This is a genomic window from Streptacidiphilus sp. BW17 (assembly GCF_041262485.1).
Taxonomy (GTDB): domain Bacteria; phylum Actinomycetota; class Actinomycetes; order Streptomycetales; family Streptomycetaceae; genus Streptacidiphilus.
In genome coordinates this window covers 134,134-154,257 of record NZ_JBGCCR010000001.1, presented here as the reverse complement: position 1 = coordinate 154,257, position 20,124 = coordinate 134,134, and the positions used below count along the sequence as shown (strand labels likewise).

Here is a 20,124-nt window from a genome sequence, read left to right as displayed (position 1 = left end):
CGTCTGGCCTCCATGGTGACCAGGCTCCCGCGCCGAGCTTGCGGTTCCGTGCGGCATCGGTCACAGCTGCGCTACGGCGCCCCAGGTCACGGCGTCGGAGGCGGGCGCGGGGCAAGCCGTCCCAGCAGGTGGACGGTTGCCTCCCCTTCCGAATATGTCTGCTGCAGAGATAAACTGTGGATATGGCCCCCAGCGAGACGTCCCAGCTCCCGCTCCCGCGGGTGATGCCGCGCGGGTGGGCGCTGCTGACCCACGAGCGCCCGCGACCCGAGCGCATACGCGACCACGCGTGGGCCTGGCGGCTCGCAGTGGCGACCGTCTGCTTCGGCGCCTTCATGGGCCAGCTCGACGCCAGCATCGTCACGCTCACCTACCAGGCGCTCGGACAGCAGTTCCACGCCGCGCCCGCCGCGGTCGAGTGGGTGTCGCTGGCCTACCTGCTGACCCTGGTCGCACTGCTGGTCCCGGTCGGTCGGTTCTCCGACGCGCACGGCCGGAAGCTGATGTACCTCTACGGCTTCGGGGTCTTCACCCTCGCCTCGGCCGCCTGCGGACTCGCCCCCACCCTCGCCGCGCTGGTCGTCTTCCGCGTGGTCCAGGCGGTCGGCGCGGCGCTGATGCAGGCCAACAGCGTCGCACTGGTCACCACCAGCGCCCCGCGCGCGCGGATGCGGACCGCCCTCGGCATGCAGGCGGCGGGTCAGGCCATCGGCCTGGCGCTCGGCCCGACCGTCGGCGGCGCGCTGGTCGCCACGCTCGGCTGGCGCTGGGTCTTCCTGGTCAACGTGCCGGTCGGGATCGTCTCCCTGGTCGCGGGGCACTACCTGCTCCCGCGCACCCGGCAGCGCCGGACCGGCACGCGGGTCGACGGCGTCGGCGTGCTGCTGCTGGCGCTGACCAGCACCAGCCTGATGCTCGGCCTGTCGGTCTTCTCCGGGCTGGGCTGGCCGCTCTGGTCCGCCGCCGCGCTGGCCGTCGCCACCGTGGTCGCGGGCTGGCTGCTGATCCGTCGTCAGCAGCGCGGGGCCCAGCCGCTGGTCGACCTCTCGCTGCTGCGCTCCCGGCCCGGACGGCCGGGCATCGGCCTCGGCCTGCTCAGCGGGCTCTGCGGGTACCTCGTCCTCTTCGGCCCACTGGTGCTGGTGCCGGTGGTGTTGTCCCGGCAGGGTGTCGGCGTGATGACGTCCGGGGTGGTGCTGACCGCGCTGCCGCTGGGCTTCGCGCTCGCCGCGACCACCGCCGACCGGGTGCTGCCGCGCGGCCTCGACGACCACCGCCGGGCCTTCCTCGGCACCGCGCTGACCGTCGTCGCGCTGGCGCTGCTGACCGTTCTGCCCATGACCACGACGGTGCTGCCGCTCGTCCTGGTCCTGCTGGGCCTGGGTCTCGGGGTCTTCACACCCGCCAACAACACCCTGGTGATGGGCGCGATCCCGACCGAGTCGGCGGGCACCGGCGGCGGCATGGTCAACATGGGCCGCGGCCTCGGCACCGCGCTCGGTGTGGCCGCGGTGACGCTGATGCTGCACGTGGTCCCCGGGATGTCGGGCGAACGCGCGGCGGCCGCGGTGCTGCTGGCCTTCGGCCTGCTGATGATCCCGGCCGGCCGGGTCGGCGGGAAGCCGGGCACATAGGCCCTGTCGTCAAACTCCCGCCGGGCCCGGCTCGTCTGGCACGCCCTCCCCCAGCCTTCGGCCGGGGGGACCCCCACGCTGCGTTGTCGGATCGCCCAAGTACGGCCCAAGAGGGCGACCCTCCGCCTTGCAGCTGGCCGCACCAGACAACCCGGGCTGATCCGACGCGAGTTTGACGACACGGCCTAGGCGCACGCGGCCGAGCGGGAGGCAAAGCTTCGATGCGGGGGGTGACGTCGGCGGCCTGTGCCCGATGATGGTCGGCATGAGCAGCGACGTGAGCAGCGACGTGAAGCAGAGCAACGCGGCCGCGACGGCGGCGTTCGAGTCCCTCCCTCCGTGGGAGCAGCGCTTCCGTGCCGCGAGAGTCGGTCTGCCGGAGTGGGCCGAGGACGCTCCCGAGCGGTCCCTGTTCGTCTCCAACGCGACCGGCACCTACGAGATCTACGCCTGGAACCGCGTCGACGGCGCCCAGCGCCGGGTGACCGACCGTCCCCACGGCACCACCGAGGCGACGCTCACCCCCGACGGTGAGTGGATCTGGTGGTTCGACGACACCGACGGCGACGAGTTCGGCGTCTGGCGCTGTCAGCCCTTCGCGGGCAGCGCCCCGAACGTCACCGCACCCGCGCGGGACGAGGAGGCCGTGCCCGGTCTCGCCCCCTCCTATCCGGCCGGTCTGGCCCTGGGTCGTCGCGGCGAGGCCGTCGTCGGCCGTTCCACGGACGAGGAGGGTTCGACGCTCCACCTGGTCCGCGCGGGCCAGCAACCGCTGGAGATCTACCGGCACCGCGAGTCCGCCGGCGTCGGCGACCTCTCCCACGACGGCACGCTGATCGCCGTCGACCACACCGAGCACGGCGACGCCATGCACTCCGCGCTGCGGGTGCTGCGGGTCGACGGCGACCAGGTCACGGTTGTGGCCGAACTGGACGACGCGACCGGACGCGAGGAGGCGCTGGGCCTGTCCTGCCTCGGCTTCGCGCCGCTGCCCGGGGACGCCCGGATGCTCGTCGCCCACCAGCGCCGGGGTCGCTGGGAGCCGCTGATCTGGGACACCGCGACCGGTGCGGAGGAGGAGATCGTGCTCGAGCTCCCCGGCGACGTCACCGCCGAGTGGTACCCGGACGCCGGCGCGCTGCTGATCGAGCACACCTACCGCGCCCGCAGCGAGCTCCACCGCTACGACCTCGCGTCGGGTGAGCTCACCCCGCTCCCCACCCTGCCCGGCACGGTCTCCGGCGCCTCCGCCCGCCCGGACGGGACGGTGGAGTTCCTCTGGTCCTCCTCCGAGCAGCCCCCGGTGGTGCGGAGCACGACCGGAGAGGTCGTGCTGGCCGCGCCCGGCCCGCAGGCGCCACCGTCGGTCCAGGTCGAGGACGTCTGGGTCGACGGGCCCGGCGGTCCCGTCCACGCCCTGGTCCAGCGCCCGGCCGACGCCCCGGCCGGTCCGCTGCCGTGCGTCTTCGAGATCCACGGCGGCCCCACCTGGCACGACAGCGACGCGTTCGCGGCGGGTCCGGCGGCCTGGGTCGACCACGGCTACGCGGTGGTCCGCGTCAACTACCGCGGCTCCACGGGCTACGGCCGCGCCTGGACGGACGCGCTGCGACACCGCGTCGGCCTGATCGAGCTGGAGGACATCGGCGCGGTCCGCGAGTGGGCGGTCTCCTCCGGCCTGGCCGACCCGGAGCGGATCATCCTCTCCGGCGGCAGCTGGGGCGGCTACCTCACCCTCCTCGGCCTCGGCACCCAGCCGGACGCCTGGGCGCTGGGCCTGGCTGCCGTCCCGGTCGCGGACTACGTCACGGCGTACCACGACGAGATGGAGGCCCTGAAGGCGATGGACCGCACACTGGTCGGCGGCACGCCGGAGGAGGTCCCGGCCCGCTATGCGGCATCGTCGCCGCTGACGTACGCGGCGGACCTGAAGGCGCCGGTCTACCTCAGCGCGGGCGTGAACGACCCGCGCTGCCCGATCCGGCAGATCGAGAACTACGTCACCGAGCTGGAGAAGCTGGGCAAGCGGTTCGAGATCTACCGCTACGACGCCGGGCACGGCTCGCTGGAAGTCGAGGAGCGGGTCAAGCAGCTCAGGTTGGAGCTCGACTTCGTCGCGCGGCACCTGCCGTAAGGCCGGCCAGGGGCGCGGGGCAGAGCCCCGCGCCCCTGAATAGTGCAGCCGCCCCGCCTGCAGAAGGCCTCAGGAGAGGCCGAGCTCGCGGTCGCGGACCTGCTCCGCCTCCCTGCGGACGAAGCGGAACCACATGAAGACCACGAACCCCGCGAAGACGAACCACTGGGCCACGTAGCCCAGGTTCTGGATCGCCGACAGGCTGAGGCTGGTCCCGCTGTCCGAAGCGGCGGTCTGGGAGACGGGGAGCGCGGTCAGTCCGACCGTGCCGGACGCGCCCGCGTCCAGGGAGACCCAGCCGTTCCAGACGGTGTACGGCAGGACGTTCACCAGGGTGGTCGGGGAGATCATGCCGAGCTCACCGCTCGGCAGGGTCCCGCTGGAGATGACGCCCGTCGAGTCCTCGGTCTCCGCCGCCTGCAGCCGGCCCGTCACCGAGACCGTGCCGGTGGGCGCCGCGGGCGCGTGCGCGGGCGTGCCGGGCAACCACCCGCGCACCACGGGCACGTACGTGGCCGAGCCCGCGCCGGAGGCGTCCAGCTTCAGCGGGGTGAGGATCAGCGAGCCGTTGCGCCCGTTCAGCTGGCGCTGTGGGACGACGAACTGGTGCGCCCCGTCGTACGTGCCCGTGAACGAGACCCGGAGCCCGGCGTCGCCTCCGACGCCGTTCCGGTCGCCGGAGGCGATCATCGGGGCCAGGGCCGAGGGTGCCGCGTCCGCCGAGGCGAGCGCGGTCTGCTGCTTCTGCGCGTGGCTGTGCAGCTCGAAGCGGCTGAACTGCCACAGCCCGAGGACGATGCACACCGGCACGGCGACGAGCGCCAGCAGCGTGAGGCCGAGCCAGCGCGGGGTCAGAAGGAACCGGTACACCCGACTACGGTAACCACTCGCTATCGCGGCGCGGCGAGCGGGTCCGTGCGGTAGACGGTGCCCGCACAGGCCCCTGACAGGGTTGTGCTGGCCGCCACCTGGCCGCTCCCCGTCGGCATCAGCGCGAGGACCACGCTGGGGCTGCCCGGGGTCCCGCTCGGGCCCCCGCTGCCGCCCGTACCGCCGGTGTCGGTGCTCGTGGGCGTGCCCGTCGGGCCGCCGCTGCCGCCCGTGCCGCCGGATCCACCGGTGCTGCCCGTGCCGCCGGACGTGCCGCTGGTGGTGGAGGCGGTGTCCGGGGTCGGGCTGACGCTCGGGGTGCCGGAGGCCACGCTCGGGTCGGGCCCCGCGCAGGAGGCCGGAACCCAGGCGAAGTCGATCACGTAGGACTGGCCGGGCTGCAGGCTGACCGGGGGATGCTGCGGGTCCGGTGCCGGAAGGCCGGTGGCCGGGTCGGCCGCGGTGTGCGGCTGCACGTTGAACCGCGACGTCTGCGTGCCGACGGCGTCCTGCACGTCGATCACGCCGGGCTCGCCGACCTGGCACGCGCTGCTGGACGTGTTGCTGACCGCGAACGAGCCGTAGACCACGCCGGAGGAGTCCGGCTGCGCCAGACCCGCCGCGCCCTGGCCGAGCTGGGAGCGGGCGCAGACCGGCAGCGTTCCGCCGCCGGTCTGGGGGTGCGTGGAGCCGTCCGTCGCGACGGAGGTCACCCCGCCGGAGGGCAGTGGCACCAGCACGCCGCCGGGCGTCTGCCCCGGCAGCAGCGTGGCGACCACCGAGCCACCGGTCGTCGCGCCGCCGGACGTGCCGGAGGAGGGACGGCCGGTCCGGCCGTTGCTCGGGCTCGGGGCCGCGGAGCCGGAGGCCAGGCCGCCGGACGCGGACGACTGGGCGGTGGTGACGTTGTCGACACCGATCGAGTGCATCGCGGTCAGCCCGAACAGCGCGAGCGAAGCGGCCACAGCCGCACCGCCGTAGGCGCGCCTGCGCAGGGCGCGACGCTGGGGGACCGCGCGCCGCAACTGCTCCAACGAGCCGGGGGCCGGGCGCAGCTCGCCCACCGCCCCGTGCAGGCGGCTGCGCAGCGCGCCGCCGAAGGGGTCCTCGTCCAGTTCGAGCAGGCCTCTGTCGAGGTCGAACAGCTCGTCGTCGACGTCGCCGAAGGCGGGTGAACCGGGTGAACCGGACGAACCAGGTGAACCGGACGGCCCGGGCGAACCCGCCGCATCGGTCGACCCGGTGGCCCCGGCCGACCCGGACGGCAGGGGCGATCTGGACGCCTTGAGCGGGCCGGACGACCCGTGCGGGCGGAGCGGTCCGAGCGGACGGAGCTGCCCGAGCGGACGGAGCTGCCCGAGCGGACGGTGGAGCCAGAGAGGGGTAGCTCGTGGGGGCGCGACCGGAACCGGCGGCGTCGTCTCTGCCGACGCGACGGATGCGTCGTCCGGACCCGTGGCGCCGACGGTCTGACCGCCGGCCCCGGGTCGAACCACGCGCAGGTAGCGCGAGCGCCTGTCCGCGCTCACGACTGCCTCCCCTCGCCGGTGTCCGGCATCTCGTTCCCGGCGTCCATCGTGATTCGCAGTGCGGCCAGCCCCCTCGAGCCGTAGGCCTTGACCGAGCCTACGGAAATGCCGAGGGTGTCCGCGACCTGAGCCTCCGTCATGTCGGAGAAGTAGCGCAGCACCAGCACCTCGCGTTGGCGACGCTGCAGCCCGCGCAGGGCGACGATCAACTCGTCCCGTTCCAGCGCGTCGTAGGCGCCCTCCTCGGCGGAGGCCATGTCCGGCATCGGCTTCTGCAGCAGGCGCAGACCGATGATGCGGCGGCGCAGCGTGGACCGGGAGAGGTTGACCACGGTCTGCCGCAGGTACGCCAAGGTCTTGTCCGGATCGCGCAGCCGCCGCCTGGCGGAGTGGACCCGGATGAACGCCTCCTGCACGACGTCCTCGCAGGACGCGGTGTCGTCCAGCAGCAGGGCGGCGAGGCGGAGGAGGGACGCGTAGTGGGCCTGGTACGTCTCGGTCAGGTGGTCGACGGAGGCACCGACGGCGACCGCCGTCGACTCGCCGGCCGGCAGGACGTCCTGTGTACGACCGGCACGCGTGTGTGTGAACGGTGCGGTCATCGGAAGCACCAGGCTTTGCGGCACGCCAGTTGGACGCATGACCCGCCCCGAGGGTTGTACGTCACCTGGCCCCTCCGTGACACCGTGTTCAGGGGCTCTACGGTACGGGGCGTCCAACCGGCACGGAAGCCGGTTCCGGGGTCTGCACGAACTCCCCCTTATTCGGGCGAACGCTGCACGCAACCTCGTCACGGCGTTCGAGGCCACGGGGTTCGAGGCCGCTGCGTGCGAGGTCACGGCGTTTGAACCGCCACCGCCTCAGGGGCACGCGCCCCCGAGGCGGTGTGACGTCCCGTCCGAGGTCAGGCGGGCTCAGGCGTGCTCGGTCGACTCCGCCGGTTCCTGGGCGATCAGCTCGGCGATCTGCACGCAGTTGAGCGCAGCGCCCTTGCGCAGGTTGTCCCCGCATAGGAACAGCTCCAGCGCGTGCGGGTCGTCCAGCGAGCGGCGGACCCGGCCGACCCAGGTCGGGTCGGAGCCGACGACGTCCGCCGGGGTCGGGTACTCGCCCTTCGCCGGGTCGTCGTAGACGATGACGCCGGCAGAGGAGTCCAGGATCTCCCGGATCCGGGCCACGTCCGGCTCGTTGTCGAAGACCGCGTGGACGGTCAGCGAGTGGCCGCTGACGACCGGGACGCGCAGGCAGGTCGCCGAGATCCGCAGCTCGGGCAGGCCCAGGATCTTGCGGGTCTCGTTGCGCAGGCCCAGCTCCTCGCTCGACCAACCGTCCTCGCCGGCGTCGCCGGCCCAGGGCAGCAGGTTGAGCGCCAGTGGGGCCTCGAACGGGTCGTCGTCCTGCTCGGAGACCGCGCGGCGCAGATCGCCGGTGCGGGAACCGACGGTCGGGTCTCCGGCGACCTCCGACGTCTGGCGACGCAGGGTGTCGATGCCGATCCGGCCGCGGCCGGACGCCGCCAGCGCCGCGGTGACGACGAGCTCGCGCAGGCCGAACTCGGCGTGCAGCGCGGCCAGCGCGACCGTCAGGACCAGCGTCGAGCAGCGCGGCGCGGCGACGATGCCGAGGCGGCGCATCCGCGTCGCGGCAGGGTTGATCTCCGGCACGACCAGCGGCACGTCCGCGTTGAGCCGGAACGCCGCCGAACCGTCGACGGCGACCGCGCCCGACTCGACCGCGAGCGGGGCCCAGATCTTGACGACGTCCTCGGGCGCCTCGAACAGGGCCACGTCGATGCCGTCGAAGCAGCCCGGTTCGAGCGCGCGCACCGGCTCGTCGCGGCCGAGCACCGGGATGGTGGTGCCGACCCCGTCGGGCGAGGCGAACAGTCGCACCTCGCCCCAGACGTCGGCTCGGGTGGCGAGCAGGTTCACCAGGACCCGCCCGACGGCGCCGGTGGCGCCGACGACGGCCAGCGTGGGCCGTCGTCCGGACGCGCTCATCGGCCGGTGCCCCCGTAGACGACTGCCTCGTCGTTCTCGCTGTCCAGACCGAAGGCGCTGTGCACCGCCTGCACGGCGGCGGTGACGTCCTCGGCGCGGGTGACCACGGAGATGCGGATCTCGGAGGTGGAGATCAGCTCGATGTTGACGCCGGAGGCCGACAGCGCCTCGAAGAACGTCGCGGTGACGCCCGGGTGCGAGCGCATGCCTGCGCCGACCAGGGAGATCTTGCCGATCTGGTCGTCGTAGCGCAGCGACTCGAAGCCGATGCCCTCCTGAACCCGCTCCAGCGCCTCGATCGCCTTGCGGCCCTCGTTCTTGGGCGCGGTGAAGGAGATGTCGGTCAGGCCGGTCGACGCGGCGGAGACGTTCTGGACCACCATGTCGATGTTGATCTCGGCGTCCGCGACGGCGCGGAAGATCCGGGCGGCCTCGCCCGGCTTGTCCGGGACGCCGACGACCGTGACCTTCGCCTCGGAGGTGTCGTGGGCCACACCGGAGATGATGGCCTGCTCCATGTCGGATTCGCCCCCTTCGGGCTTGGTCAGCTGCTTGTTGGAGACCCAGGTGCCGGTCAGCCCGGAGAAGGACGAGCGGACGTGGATCGGCATGTCGTAGCGTCGCGCGTACTCGACGCAGCGCGCAAGCAGCACCTTGGAGCCGGACGAGGCGAGCTCCAACATGTCGTCGAAGGCGATCCAGTCGATCTTGCGAGCCTTCTTCACCACGCGCGGGTCGGCGGTGAACACGCCGTCCACGTCGGTGTAGATCTCGCAGACCTCCGCGTCCAGGGCGGCGGCCAGCGCGACGGCGGTGGTGTCGGAGCCGCCGCGGCCGAGCGTGGTGATGTCCTTGGAGTCCTGGGAGACACCCTGGAAACCGGCCACGATGGCGATGTTGCCGTGGTCGAGCGCGGCCCGGATCCGGCCGGGCGTCACGTCGATGATGCGGGCCTTGTTGTGGACCGAGTCGGTGATGACGCCGGCCTGGCTGCCGGTGAACGACTGTGCCTCGTGGCCCAGCGTTTTGATCGCCATCGCCAGCAGGGCCATGGAGATGCGCTCTCCGGAGGTCAGCAGCATGTCGAGCTCGCGGCCGGCCGGGAAGGGCGAGACCTGCTCTGCGAGATCGATGAGCTCGTCCGTGGTGTCGCCCATGGCGGACACCACGACGACGACCTCATGGCCGGCCTTCTTGGTGTCGACGATCCGCCTGGCGACCCGCTTGATGCCCTCGGCATCCGCTACGGATGAGCCGCCGTACTTCTGCACGACAAGGCCCACGTGCGCTCCTCGACTCTTGTGGTCCGGGCCCGGGCGAGGCGTTCCGCGGTGGGCCTGTGGTCGCTCGTCAGTCTAGCGAGCGCGATGGTGGGAAAGGGGTGTGTCCGAACGCTGATACTGCCGTATCACAGTGCGATCATCGTGGGCTCGGGGTGCGTCCGGGGTGATGCGGGCCGCGGCGGAAGATTTTCCGGTGGCGGGGGAGGCATCTGCCGGATTTGCGGACGGGGCAGGTCACGGGGCGGGTGGCTGTGGCCTTGGACACATTCTGTGGGTTCGGTGGCCGGGGTGGGGCCGGGGTGGGGTTCGGGTGGGATGCGGCTGGGGGCGGGACGGGTTGCGGTGAGGCGCGGACGGGGCGCGTGCGGTCGTCGGCACGCGGCTCGGCGGAGACGCGGCTGGGACGCAGCTGACCCCGGCTCAGGTCGCTGCAGCGGCGGCGGTTCCTGGCCGGGGTCGGCTGGAGTAGTGCGTGTGACTGCTGGTCAGAGGCCGAGCTCGGCGGCCATGAGGTCGCCTGCCTGCTGCTCCAGCTGTTCGTCCGTCAGGCCGTCGTGGTCGGTGTCCGTACCGTCCACCGGCGCGGAGATCGGACTGTCCATCCGGACGTGCGCGACCAGCGACTGCAGCGCGCGCAGCACGCTGGTGGCCGTGGACCCCCAGTTGGCGAGGTACGAGAACTGCCACCACCACAGCGCCTCGGAGATCCGGCCCTCGCGGTAGTGCACCATGCCGTGCCGCAGCTCGGTGACCACCTCGGCCAGGTCGTCCGAGATCCGGCACGGGACCGGCTTGTCCGGCGGTCCGTACGGGTCGAAGATCTCGTGGTAGACGTCGATGGGCGCGAGCAACTGGGCCAGCCGCTGGCGTAGCTCGTCCTCGTCCGCGTCGGGTTCGGTGTCCGGCTCGTAGCGGTCCTCGGGGAGCACGTCCTCGATGGCGCCCAGGCGTCCGCCGGTCAGCAGCAGCTGGGAGACCTCCAGCAGCAGCAGACTGATCGCGCTGCCGGGCTCGTCGCCCTTGGCGATCTCCGGGACGGAGAGCAGGAAGCTCTGCACCGAGTCCGCGATCTGCACCGCGAACTCGTCGGGCAGGGCGTCGATGGGCAACGCGTCGTCGTGCGCCGTCGGCGACTGCGCCGCCTGCGGCGACGGCAATGACGAGGGCGGCGTGGCGCTGGCGTCAGACATCGAGAAGTCGTCTCCCTTCGAAGGCCCGCCCGAGGGTGACCTCATCGGCGTACTCCAGGTCTCCCCCTACCGGCAGGCCGCTGGCCAGCCGGGTCACCTTGAGACCCATCGGCTTGAGCAGCCGGGCCAGATAGGTGGCGGTGGCCTCCCCCTCCAGGTTGGGGTCGGTGGCCAGGATCAGCTCGGTGACGGTTCCGTCCGCGAGCCGGGTCATCAGTTCGCGGATCCGCAGGTCGTCGGGCCCGACGCCCTCGATCGGGCTGATCGCCCCACCGAGCACGTGGTAGCGGCCACGGAACTCGCGGGTCCGCTCGACCGCGACGACGTCCTTCGGCTCCTCGACGACGCAGATCAGCGACGGGTCACGACGCGGATCCTGGCAGACGCGGCACAGCTCGGACTCCGAGACGTTGCCGCAGGCGGTGCAGAACCGCACCTTCTCCTTGACCTCGGCCAGGGCGTGCGCAAGCCTGCGCACGTCCACCGGATCGGCCTGCAGGATGTGGAAGGCGATCCGCTGCGCGCTCTTGGGCCCGACGCCGGGCAGTCTGCCCAACTCGTCGATCAGGTCCTGGACCACGCCCTCGTACACGCCGCGCTACCTCTGCTCTCTTGCTCTCGTCGCTGCTGCTGCTCGTGTGCGCTTCTGCGCTCTCGCTCTTCGCTCTTCGCACTGCGCTTCGCGCTTTCTGCCTTTTCGGGGCCCATCATCCTCCGGATCGGACCGCTGTCACACCGTCCCGACACGCTCACTTCGGGCGCGGCGCCTGCGCGCTCGCGTCGCGGAGCTTGCGGGTCGGACGCGGGTCGGACGCTGGTCAGAAAGGTCGGACGCGGGTCAGGACGCGGGTCAGGACGCGGGTCAGAACGGCAGGCCCGGGATTCCGCCGCCGCCCAGCCCCTGTGCCAGCGGGCCGAGCTTCTCGGCGGCGGCGCGCTGCGCGGCGGCCGTGGCGTCACGAACGGCGGCCAGGACCAGGTCGGACAAGGTCTCGGTGTCCTCGGGGTCGACCGCCTTCGGGTCGATGACCAGGGCCTTGAGCTCGCCGGCACCGCTGACCGACGCCTTGACCAGGCCGCCGCCCGCCGAACCGTCGAACACCGCCGCGGCCAGGTCGGCCTGGGCTCGGGCGAGCTGCTGCTGCATCTGCTGGGCCTGCTGAAGCAGGGCCTGCATGTCGGGCTGGCCACCACCGGGGAACATGGGCGCTCCTGTCCTGCATCTGTCTGGCTTGCTGCTGTGTTGCTCGGGCGTTGCTGCACGTTCGCTGTTTTGCGGAGCGGGACCGCTCCAGGGCGAGCCTACGTGGTCGCCGTGTCGGATCTGCGTCAGTCGCGCGGATGCCTGCGGTCGATCTCAGCGGGCTGTGCGTCAGCGGTCGTGTGTCAGCGGTTCCGTTCGATCTCCTCGATCACCGTCGCGCCGAGCTCACGGATGATCAGGTCATGGCCGGAGACGGACGTGGTGTCGTGCTCCGGGATGTCCTCCTCCGGATCGAACGGGGGCGGCGGCATGTCGTCGTCGTCCGGACCGTCGTACGGCGGTGGAGCGGAGGGCACGGGCACGGGGGGCGCCGACGGCGCCGTCTGGGCGGGGGCGCTCGGCCGTTGAGCCTGGGGCTGCACCGGCGCCTGCGCGTATGGCTGCGGTTGCGCCTGCGCCTGCGCGTTCGGCTGGGGTGCCGACGTCGAGGGTGCGGGCGCGCCTGAGCCCTGGCTCTGACCTGCGCCGAACGGCGCGGGGGAGGCGGGGCGCGCGGCCTGCGCGGCGGCGGGCGGGAACGACGCCCCGCCGCCCCCGGCGCGCGGCGGAACCCCGCCCCCACCCCCACCGCCGAAGCCGCCGTTGCCTGCGGCACTGCCGCCTGAACCGCCGTTGGTCGGGCCGATCAGGCACTCGACCTTCCAGTTCACGCTGAAGGTGTCCTGCAGCGCCTGGCGCAGGATCTCGTCGTGGCCGCCGTTGACGAAGCCGTCCCGGGTGCCCGCGTGTTCGAAGGAGAGTTGCAGCGCGCCGCCGTCGAAGCCTGCGACCTGGGCCTGCTGCAGCAGCATCCAGGTGACCCGGCGACGACCCTTCACCGCGTCCAGGATCTGCGGCCACATCTGCTGCCGGATCTGCGCAGCGCTCGCGCCGGAGGCCTCGGGGGAGGGCGCGGCAGGAACGGGAGCGGGAGCAGGCGTGGGCGCCGGCGTCGGAACGGGTGCGGCGGCGGGAGCAGGGGTCTGCTGCTGAGTCGACTGGCCGAAGCTCGGCGTCACGGGCCAGGCACCGGGCGTGTGGCCGGACGCGGCGGCGGCCGGAGCGGCAGGGACAGCGGGGGCGACCGGTGCAGGTGCAGCGACAGGGGGAGCCACCGGCGCGGGCGTGGATGCGGGAGCTGGCGTCGGCACGGCCGCCTCGGTGAACACGGGAGCGGGAGTCGTACCAGCCGTTCCCGCCATTCCCGCAACTCCGGCCGGCAGCGTGGCACGCCGCTCCAGCTTCTCCAGCCGGGCCTGCGTCGACGTCTCGTCCGTGAACGCGCTCGGCAACATCACCCGTGCGCAGATCAGTTCGAGCTGCAGCCGGGGTGAGGTCGCGCCGCGCATCTCGGTGAGACCGGTGTTGACGATGTCCGCGGCCCGGCTCAACTCGGTCGCGCCGAAGCGCTGCGCCTGCTGCTCCAGCAGCGCGACCCGGTCCGCGGGCGCGTCGATCAGGCCCTTCTCGCCCGCGTCCGGCACGGCGGAGAGGATCACCAGATCCCGCAGCCGCTCCAGCAGGTCGGCGACGAAACGCCGCGGGTCGTGGCCGCCCTCGATCACCCGGTCGACGATGCCGAAGACGGTGGCGCCGTCCTGCTGGGCGAAGGCGTCGACGATCTCGTCGAGCAACGTGGCGTCGGTGTAGCCGAGCAGGGCCGTGGCCATGGCATACGTCACGCCGCGCTCGTCAGCCCCGGCGAGCAGCTGGTCCATGACGGACATCGAGTCACGCACGGAACCCGCGCCCGCGCGAACAACCAGCGGGTAGACGGAGTCCTCGACCTGGATGTGCTCCCGACCGCAGACGTCGGTGAGGTAGTCGCGCAGCACGCCCGGTGGCACCAACCGGAAGGGGTAGTGGTGCGTGCGGGAGCGGATCGTCCCGATGACCTTCTCGGGCTCGGTGGTGGCGAAGATGAACTTCAGATGCTCCGGCGGCTCCTCGACGACCTTCAGCAGGGCGTTGAAGCCGGCCGTGGAGACCATGTGGGCCTCGTCGATGATGTAGATCTTGTAGCGGCTGGAGGCGGGCGCGAAGAACGCCTTCTCCCGCAGGTCACGAGTATCGTCCACGCCACCGTGCGAGGCGGCGTCGATCTCGATCACGTCGATCGACCCGGGCCCGCCACGGGCCAGGTCGACACAGGACCGGCACTCGCCACAGGGCGTCGGGGTGGGACCCTGCTCACAGTTCAGGCACCGGGCGAGGATGCGCGCACTCGTCGTCTTGCCGCAGCCGCGCGGCCCACTGAAGAGGTAGGCGTGGTTGACCCGGTTGTTCCGCAGCGCCTGCTGCAGCGGCCCGGTCACGTGCTCCTGCCCGATGACCTCGGCGAAGGTCTCGGGTCGATACCGGCGATAAAGAGCGAGCGACACGACACCGACCCTAACGGTCCCCACCGACAAATCGGTGGCCTACAACGCAAGGACCCCCCGTGCACCCGCCAGAGCTCACCTACCCTTGCTGCCTTCCGGCCCTGGGGGGGTTCAGCGAGATAGCGCCACACGAGGGGCTGACCCCCACAGTACCGGATCCCGGCCCCACTCTTCACCGCCCCTCGGCACCACGTCGGGCCGACCTCCCACCTGCGTCGACCGTGTGCACGAGCACCCCCAAACATCTAGTAAGCTCTCCCACGGAGGATTCGCCTAGTGGCCTAGGGCGCACGCTTGGAAAGCGTGTTGGGGGCAACCCCTCACGAGTTCGAATCTCGTATCCTCCGCACCCGCCCAGCTGGGCAGACGAGGACCCGGACGCTTCTGCGTCCGGGTCCTCGTCGTTTCGGGGGTTGCAGTTTGGGTTGCAGTTGTGGACCAGGCACTGGTGGTCGGCGCTCGCCTGTTCCGAGGTGGTGCGTGATCCCGCTCTGTAATCCGCTGGCCCGTGTTGCGACTGTGGGGGATCCTTCACCCGTGATCGAACGCGAGGCCGCACTCCGTATGGTCCAGGATGAGCTGGACCGTTCCTTCACCATGCGCCTTCTCGTGACCGGTGCCGAGGAGCACGAGCTCGTCTGGATCGTCTACTACCAGTCCGAAGAGTTCGTTCTGACGCGGAACTGGGAAGCTGCGCTCGCAGGCAACGGGCCGTACCTGGTCGACCGCGTCGACGGAGGGCTGCACCGGATCGGCGTCGTGTCGGAGGTACAAGGCACGTGGGAGGTTGACTACAGGTCCCGTATCCGCGGGCTGCCGGTCCGAACGGCAGTGGACGACCTGCACGATGAGATCGGTCGAATCGGTGCCGCTGAAGGCCGCATGGCCGCTGTCCGCGAGTTGCGCCGTCGGCTACCTGTGCTGTCCCCTGCGGAGGCATTCGAGTACATGAGGGCTCTGGCCGGTGGCGATCCACCAGCCCGTCTCGTCGCCGTTGCGACCCGGGAACTTGTCGAGCCCCTCAATCCAGTGCTCAAGGTGGAGACCATCCGCTCGGCGTGAGTGGCACGGAAGTAGCGTGCGTCCGACGCCCGTTGACTACGGCCACGCGGGATTACGGCCTAGCCTCTGAGGTCGCTCCGCCTGTTACCGCACGTTCCACTCCGGGACGGGAATGCAGTCGTGCACCGTGTGGGCCCAGCCGTTGCAGTTCACGAAGATCGGACGGGACAGCCGTACCTCGCCTGCCTCCTGGGCACGAACCAAGAAGCCGAGATGTTCTGAGGACACCTCGCCCTCGACAGACAGCGTGCGGTCCATGCCACGCTCAGTCACGTAATCCCAAACCCGCTCAGTGAGCTCGGACGGCAATTGACCCGCCAGCCGCAGCTCGCCAAGCCGAACTTGTGGCCCGCACAGCCCGTCCACGGCAACAACGGCCAGGGTGTCCTCGTCGAGGAAGTAGGTGATGACGGGGGCTGCCCCGCCCAACGCTTCCGGCCTCCTGAACTCCGCCCGCCGGTCAAGTCGGCCATGTCCCAGCCCGGTTTGAATCGCGTCGCAGATGAAGCCTTCGACTTCCATCGCCTCCGAAGCCTGTTCGTGGCTCATCCCGAAGCGCAGCGGTCCGACGCTCACAAGCGGGTCATACCGCCAGTGCGCCCGTTCGGTCTCATTGATGATCAGAGGCACCCCAGATCCCAGCCTCTCGTCGTTTCAGGCCCCGTGCGGCTCCGAGAGGTCAGCACGATATAGCGTGCGTCAGGATGCTCTGGTGTGATCAAGGAGGTCGGTGGAACTCGATCGAAGCGCCAGCGGCAGGTCAGGAATGGCGCGCGGCCGTCGACCTGAATCTCTGCAGTTCGGTCGACGGCCGCGTGGCGATGTGTGGTTGTGTCAGGCGGCGGGAGGTTCCTCGGGCAGGGGCCAGAGCAGGCCGCCGATCTTGTTAGCGGTGTCTGTGAGCACCCGGTTGGTGAGGTGCTGGTAGCGGCGGCGCATCCGGGCGGACTTGCCGGGCTCCCAGCCCATGAGCGCGTCGACGACAGTGTCCGGGACGCCGAGGATGAGCAGGACCGTTGCTGCCGTGTGGCGAGCGTCATGGAGTCGGCCCGCCCGCAGGCCCGCCGCCTTGAGCAGGTCCTTCCACTCATGGTGGTCGGTGTTCGGGTTGAGCGGTTCGCCGGTCGGCGAGGTGAAGACGTATCCCTTCTCTATCCAGAGGTCTCCTGCGATTCGTCGTTCACGCTCCTGCTCCGTGTGGTGCCGGAGAAGGAGTTGGAGCAGCGGGTCGGGGATGCCGATCGGTCGGCGTCCCGCGCGGGACTTCGTGTCCTTGGTCTCGCGTCGGATGTTGACCTTCTGTGGGCAGTAGCCGGGCTTGCGCCCGCAGGGGTGGCCGGCACAGCCGTGCTCGTATCGGGGCCGCAGCCGGTTCCGATGGACCGTCAGGACACGGAGCTCGAAGTCGACATCCGTCCACTTGAGACCGAGCACCTCGCCTTGGCGCAGGCCGAGCGCCAGGGAGATGACCCAACGGGCTGGGTGCCGCTGCTTGTTGGCCAGGTCGAGGAGTCGCTGCACCTCCTCGACGGTGTAGGGCTCGACCTCTTCCTCTTCGAGGCGTGGAGCCTTGGCGATCGAAGCCGGGTTGACCGTGAGGTGGCCTCGACGCACCGCCTCGTTCAGCGCGGTGCGGACGGTGCGGTGGACCTGGTGCGCGGTACCGGCGGCGCTGCCGGCCTTCAGCATTTTTTGGTAGAAGCGCTCCAGGTGCTCGGGCTCCAGTTTGGCGAGGCGGTGCGCGCCAAGGCCGGGGATCAGGTGGTGGTTGACCGCGACGCGGTAGCCGTCGATGGTGTTCTCGCCGACGTGCGGTGCAGCGATGTTCTCGACCCAGTGGGTCAGCCAGGACTCGACCGTCCAAGTCTGACCAGCCTTGCCGACGGTGCCGGAGTCTCGCTTCCTTTCCAACTCGCGAACCGCCTTGGTCGTGTCGGCGCGGTTCTTGCGCTTCACGTGGCGGCGGTCGGGATTGCCGTTGTCCTTCACGCCGACGGTCACGTAGCCGTGCCAGTAGCCATCCTTGCCAAGGAAGATCGAGGAAGCGCCGTTGGGCTGACGGGACTTAGCCATGTCCCTTCCCCTCAGGCCGCGAGGGCGGCCGGGGTGACGGCCTGGGAGCGGGACACGATGTATGCGTCGAGTGCGTCGGCGGGTATGCGGCGCAAGCGGCCGATCTGGACCGACTGAACCTCGCCTGAGGCGATCAGCGCGTACATGGTCGTGCGTCCGATGCCGAGGCGGCGGGCGGCTTCTTCGACAGTGAGTGCGACGAGGGTGGCATCGGGCACGGGGGCCGAGTGCTCCTGGATGGCGGCGGCGAGCTGGTGCTCGGTGACGCCGAGGGCACGGGCGATGAGGGACAGGGAGGTGGACACGGAAATGCCTTTCGGCGGTCACGAGGGCAACGTGACCGCTGGACTGTTCGGGATGGGCGGTGAGTGAAGAGGGGACCGCGCTCTGGCCCTCGGCGTTCGTAGCGCCGAGGGACTGGGCGGACGGTGCGCCGACTATTCGGCGGAGGGTTCGACGGGACCGCGCAGAGGGTCGCCGGGGGAGTTGGGAGCCGGGTAGAAGACGATCGGCTCCGCCTCCTCCTCGACACCGAGGCGCGCGGCGATCTCGTCGTATCTCGCCTCGGCCGCGTCGAGTCTCGCCTTGGCCGCGTCGGCGAGATCCTGCGCCACCTGGTGCTCCTGCTCGGCCTTCTGGATGGCGAAGCCAGCTTCCTGGAGCTCCCAGTGCGGGTCGTCGGGGCCGGCCACGGCTTCGAGCATGAAGTTCGCGGCGGGGACGCTAAGTGCCTTGGCGAGCCCGATGACCTCGTCGAAACTGACGCTCCGCGTGCCGTTCTCGATCTTGGCGATCTGGGTCTGATGCAGCTTGTAGCCGAGGCGTCGCATGCGCTCGGCCATGTCCTCCTGCGAGAGGCGCGCGGTCTTTCGCAGGACCTTCAGGTTGTGCGCCACCAGAGCCTCGCCCTCCGGCGGGGCCCAGCGCGCGGGCTTGCTGTCGTCCACTTCTTCTACCTCCTCTCTCGGGCGGACGAGGGGTCCACGGGACCCACAGTCGTAGACCCTAGCAGCATCAGAAGCTCAACCTGCAAGCGAATAGCCGTGCATGTGACCTGGATCACTACTCTATTGACCTGCTGATATGCGCATAGCGACTGAAGGCTGAATGCTGCTTGCGGTTTGACTCCGGCGCACGCTCGGGCCATAGTCATGCCATGAGAGGCTCGAAAAGTTAGTCCGATCGGGGTTGAGGCGTGACCGCCCGCCCCTGAGGAACACGAAACCCCCGGCGCTACGAACACCGGGGGCTCAAGTGGAAACCTCGCCACCGCCCATCCCAGGACAGTCACCTACAGCGGACCGGGTTGCCCCCCGGAGCCGCTGAGTGAGGATCTCCATGAACGAGACTACCGCCCCAGGCCATACGGCAGCAGCGCCGTCGGCCAACCCGCCCACCCCGTCGGCCGATGGTGCGGCCCTGCTGGACGAGCTGCGGGCGACCCTGGCCCGGTTCGTGATCCTGCCCAGCGAGCAGGCCCTGGACGCGACCGTGCTGTGGATCGCGGCCACCCACCTGCAGCCGGTGTGGCAGCACGCCCCGCGCCTCGCGGTGGTCGGACCCGCGAAGCGCTGCGGCAAGTCCCGCCTGCTCGACCTGCTGACCGAGACGGTCCACAACCCCGTCATCACGGTCAACTCCACGGCGGCGGCGATCTTCCGCTCCATCGGCGAGGAACCGCCCACCCTGCTGGTCGACGAGGCCGACACCATCTTCGGCAGCCCCAAGGTCGCCGAGAAGAACGAGGAGATGCGCGGCCTGCTCAACGCCGGTCACCAGCGCGGACGCCCCGTCCTGCGTGTGGTCGGGAAGGAGCACGCTCCGCACTCGTTCGCCACCTTCGCGATGGCCGCGCTCGCGGGCATCGGCGATCTGCCCGACACGATCATGGACCGGTCGGTCGTGATCCGGATGCGCCGCCGCGCGGAGGGCGAGCACGTCAGCCCCTACCGGACCAAGCGCGACAGTCCCGCCCTGCACTCCCTGCGCGCCCGGCTGACGCGCTGGACGAAGCCGCTGGCGGAGCGCGCTCTGCACCTGGAACCGGTCATGCCTGTCGAGGACCGGGCCGCCGACACCTGGGAGCCCCTGGTCATCGTCGCCGACCTCGCCGGAGAGACCTGGCCCGAGCGTGCCCGAGCCGCGTGCGCGCAGATGGTCGCCGCCGAGGCCCAGGCCGAGGAGGACAACCCCAGCAACGCGCGGATCCTCGCCGACATCCGCCGCGCCTTCGCCGCAGCGGGAGACCCGGAGAGCATGTCCACCGACGCCCTGCTCTACCGGCTCAACAGCGACCCCGAAGCGCCCTGGGCCGAAGCCGGTCGCGGTGGGCTGAACCCGCGCGGCCTGGCCGGGATGCTGCGCGAGTACGGCATCCGCTCCGGCAACGTCCGCATGCCCGACCAGACCCAGCTCAAGGGCTACCTGCGCACCAAGTTCACCGACGCCTGGAAGCGCTACTGCCCCACCGTCCACCCGACCGGCGACAGCGCAGCAGACGGCAGAACACACACAACCTGACCCGATCCGGCGCGAGCCACGCGACGTTCACACAGTGAACACGGGCCCTGTTCACGCGATGAACAGCGCCGGCGTTCACCCGGTGAACAGCGAGCCCGAACCTGGGCGAGGTCGACCGAACCCGCGTGGCCTCGCCATCCACAGCCCTGTGGACGGCGATTGCCGAGGCAAGGCCCAGCCTCCCGCTCGGGATTTTCCCGGAAAA

The 20,124-nt window shown here is 70.9% G+C and carries 17 protein-coding genes, 1 tRNA gene and 1 other RNA gene; 5 read left to right on the top strand and 14 right to left on the bottom strand.

Going from position 1 to position 20,124, the window contains the following annotated elements; all coding sequences use genetic code 11:
- Window positions 1–182: 182 nt before the first annotated feature.
- Complete coding sequence (locus ABH940_RS00670; RefSeq protein ID WP_370065317.1) at window positions 183–1,634, top strand: MFS transporter; 1,452 nt, start codon at window positions 183–185, stop codon at window positions 1,632–1,634.
- A gap of 265 nt (window positions 1,635–1,899) precedes the next feature.
- A complete protein-coding gene (locus ABH940_RS00665) occupies window positions 1,900–3,768 on the top strand; it encodes a prolyl oligopeptidase family serine peptidase (RefSeq protein WP_370103908.1) in 1,869 nt (622 codons plus the stop codon).
- Between the two features lie 69 nt (window positions 3,769–3,837).
- On the opposite strand, the gene ABH940_RS00660 is transcribed toward ABH940_RS00665, so the two are convergent.
- From ABH940_RS00660 to ffs, 10 genes are all read right to left on the bottom strand, one after another.
- On the bottom strand, window positions 3,838–4,638 hold the full coding sequence (locus ABH940_RS00660) for an SURF1 family protein (RefSeq protein WP_370103906.1): 801 nt from the start codon (window positions 4,636–4,638) through the stop codon (window positions 3,838–3,840).
- Between the two features lie 20 nt (window positions 4,639–4,658).
- Window positions 4,659–6,167: a hypothetical protein gene (locus tag ABH940_RS00655; RefSeq protein ID WP_370065323.1), complete on the bottom strand. Its 1,509-nt coding sequence runs from the start codon at window positions 6,165–6,167 to the stop codon at window positions 4,659–4,661.
- On the bottom strand, window positions 6,164–6,769 hold the full coding sequence (locus tag ABH940_RS00650) for a SigE family RNA polymerase sigma factor (protein ID WP_370065325.1): 606 nt from the start codon (window positions 6,767–6,769) through the stop codon (window positions 6,164–6,166). The genes ABH940_RS00655 and ABH940_RS00650 overlap by 4 nt, the downstream gene beginning before the upstream one ends.
- Before the next feature lie 312 nt (window positions 6,770–7,081).
- Window positions 7,082–8,167 carry an aspartate-semialdehyde dehydrogenase gene (locus ABH940_RS00645; protein WP_370065327.1) on the bottom strand — a complete coding sequence of 362 codons (1,086 nt, stop codon included), beginning with the start codon at window positions 8,165–8,167 and terminating at the stop codon, window positions 7,082–7,084.
- Window positions 8,164–9,450 carry an aspartate kinase gene (locus tag ABH940_RS00640; RefSeq protein WP_370065329.1) on the bottom strand — a complete coding sequence of 429 codons (1,287 nt, stop codon included), beginning with the start codon at window positions 9,448–9,450 and terminating at the stop codon, window positions 8,164–8,166. Before ABH940_RS00640 ends, ABH940_RS00645 begins: the two co-directional genes overlap by 4 nt.
- Before the next feature lie 485 nt (window positions 9,451–9,935).
- Window positions 9,936–10,640, bottom strand: coding sequence for a DUF5063 domain-containing protein (locus tag ABH940_RS00635; RefSeq protein WP_370065331.1), 705 nt, complete (start codon window positions 10,638–10,640; stop codon window positions 9,936–9,938).
- Window positions 10,633–11,232, bottom strand: a complete 600-nt coding sequence (gene recR / locus ABH940_RS00630) for a recombination mediator RecR (protein ID WP_370065333.1) — start codon at window positions 11,230–11,232, stop codon at window positions 10,633–10,635. Before recR ends, ABH940_RS00635 begins: the two co-directional genes overlap by 8 nt.
- Window positions 11,233–11,502: 270 nt before the next feature.
- Entirely contained in the window at window positions 11,503–11,844 is a 342-nt protein-coding gene (locus ABH940_RS00625; RefSeq protein WP_196195902.1) for a YbaB/EbfC family nucleoid-associated protein, read from the bottom strand.
- A 182-nt stretch (window positions 11,845–12,026) separates the two neighbouring features.
- Window positions 12,027–14,264, bottom strand: a complete 2,238-nt coding sequence (locus tag ABH940_RS00620; protein ID WP_370103904.1) for a DNA polymerase III subunit gamma and tau — start codon at window positions 14,262–14,264, stop codon at window positions 12,027–12,029.
- Window positions 14,265–14,312: 48 nt separating this feature from the next.
- An RNA gene (ffs, locus tag ABH940_RS00615) (signal recognition particle sRNA small type) lies at window positions 14,313–14,403 on the bottom strand.
- A 123-nt stretch (window positions 14,404–14,526) separates the two neighbouring features.
- Between ffs and ABH940_RS00610 the strand changes: the two genes are divergently transcribed.
- Window positions 14,527–14,611: transfer RNA gene (locus ABH940_RS00610), tRNA-Ser, on the top strand.
- Window positions 14,612–14,801: 190 nt separating this feature from the next.
- Window positions 14,802–15,326: a YrhB domain-containing protein gene (locus ABH940_RS00605; protein WP_370103902.1), complete on the top strand. Its 525-nt coding sequence runs from the start codon at window positions 14,802–14,804 to the stop codon at window positions 15,324–15,326.
- Window positions 15,327–15,410: 84 nt separating this feature from the next.
- On the opposite strand, the gene ABH940_RS00600 is transcribed toward ABH940_RS00605, so the two are convergent.
- The 4 genes from ABH940_RS00600 to ABH940_RS00585 form a co-directional block, all read right to left on the bottom strand.
- Window positions 15,411–15,956, bottom strand: a complete 546-nt coding sequence (locus ABH940_RS00600; RefSeq protein WP_370103900.1) for a hypothetical protein — start codon at window positions 15,954–15,956, stop codon at window positions 15,411–15,413.
- 204 nt (window positions 15,957–16,160) lie between these two features.
- Complete coding sequence (locus tag ABH940_RS00595; protein ID WP_370103898.1) at window positions 16,161–17,399, bottom strand: tyrosine-type recombinase/integrase; 1,239 nt, start codon at window positions 17,397–17,399, stop codon at window positions 16,161–16,163.
- Window positions 17,400–17,410: 11 nt separating this feature from the next.
- Entirely contained in the window at window positions 17,411–17,704 is a 294-nt protein-coding gene (locus ABH940_RS00590) for a helix-turn-helix domain-containing protein (RefSeq protein ID WP_370103897.1), read from the bottom strand.
- A 132-nt stretch (window positions 17,705–17,836) separates the two neighbouring features.
- Window positions 17,837–18,346, bottom strand: coding sequence for a helix-turn-helix domain-containing protein (locus ABH940_RS00585; RefSeq protein WP_370103895.1), 510 nt, complete (start codon window positions 18,344–18,346; stop codon window positions 17,837–17,839).
- A gap of 391 nt (window positions 18,347–18,737) precedes the next feature.
- Between ABH940_RS00585 and ABH940_RS00580 the strand changes: the two genes are divergently transcribed.
- The gene (locus tag ABH940_RS00580) at window positions 18,738–19,919 is read left to right on the top strand and encodes a DUF3631 domain-containing protein (RefSeq protein ID WP_370103893.1); all 1,182 of its coding nucleotides are present in this window, start codon (window positions 18,738–18,740) and stop codon (window positions 19,917–19,919) included.
- The last annotated feature ends 205 nt before the right edge of the window (window positions 19,920–20,124 follow it).

Bases quoted from the DNA above. Each gene is read 5' to 3' on its own strand.
- ABH940_RS00580 (WP_370103893.1), top strand. From the start codon at position 18,738: ATGAACGAGACTACCGCCCCAGGCCATACGGCAGCAGCGCCGTCGGCC.
- ABH940_RS00595 (WP_370103898.1), bottom strand. From the start codon at position 17,399: ATGGCTAAGTCCCGTCAGCCCAACGGCGCTTCCTCGATCTTCCTTGGC.
- ABH940_RS00635 (WP_370065331.1), bottom strand. From the start codon at position 10,640: ATGTCTGACGCCAGCGCCACGCCGCCCTCGTCATTGCCGTCGCCGCAG.
- ABH940_RS00645 (WP_370065327.1), bottom strand. From the start codon at position 8,167: ATGAGCGCGTCCGGACGACGGCCCACGCTGGCCGTCGTCGGCGCCACC.
- ABH940_RS00625 (WP_196195902.1), bottom strand. From the start codon at position 11,844: ATGTTCCCCGGTGGTGGCCAGCCCGACATGCAGGCCCTGCTTCAGCAG.
- ABH940_RS00670 (WP_370065317.1), top strand. From the start codon at position 183: ATGGCCCCCAGCGAGACGTCCCAGCTCCCGCTCCCGCGGGTGATGCCG.
- ABH940_RS00665 (WP_370103908.1), top strand. From the start codon at position 1,900: ATGAGCAGCGACGTGAGCAGCGACGTGAAGCAGAGCAACGCGGCCGCG.
- ABH940_RS00650 (WP_370065325.1), bottom strand. From the start codon at position 6,769: ATGACCGCACCGTTCACACACACGCGTGCCGGTCGTACACAGGACGTC.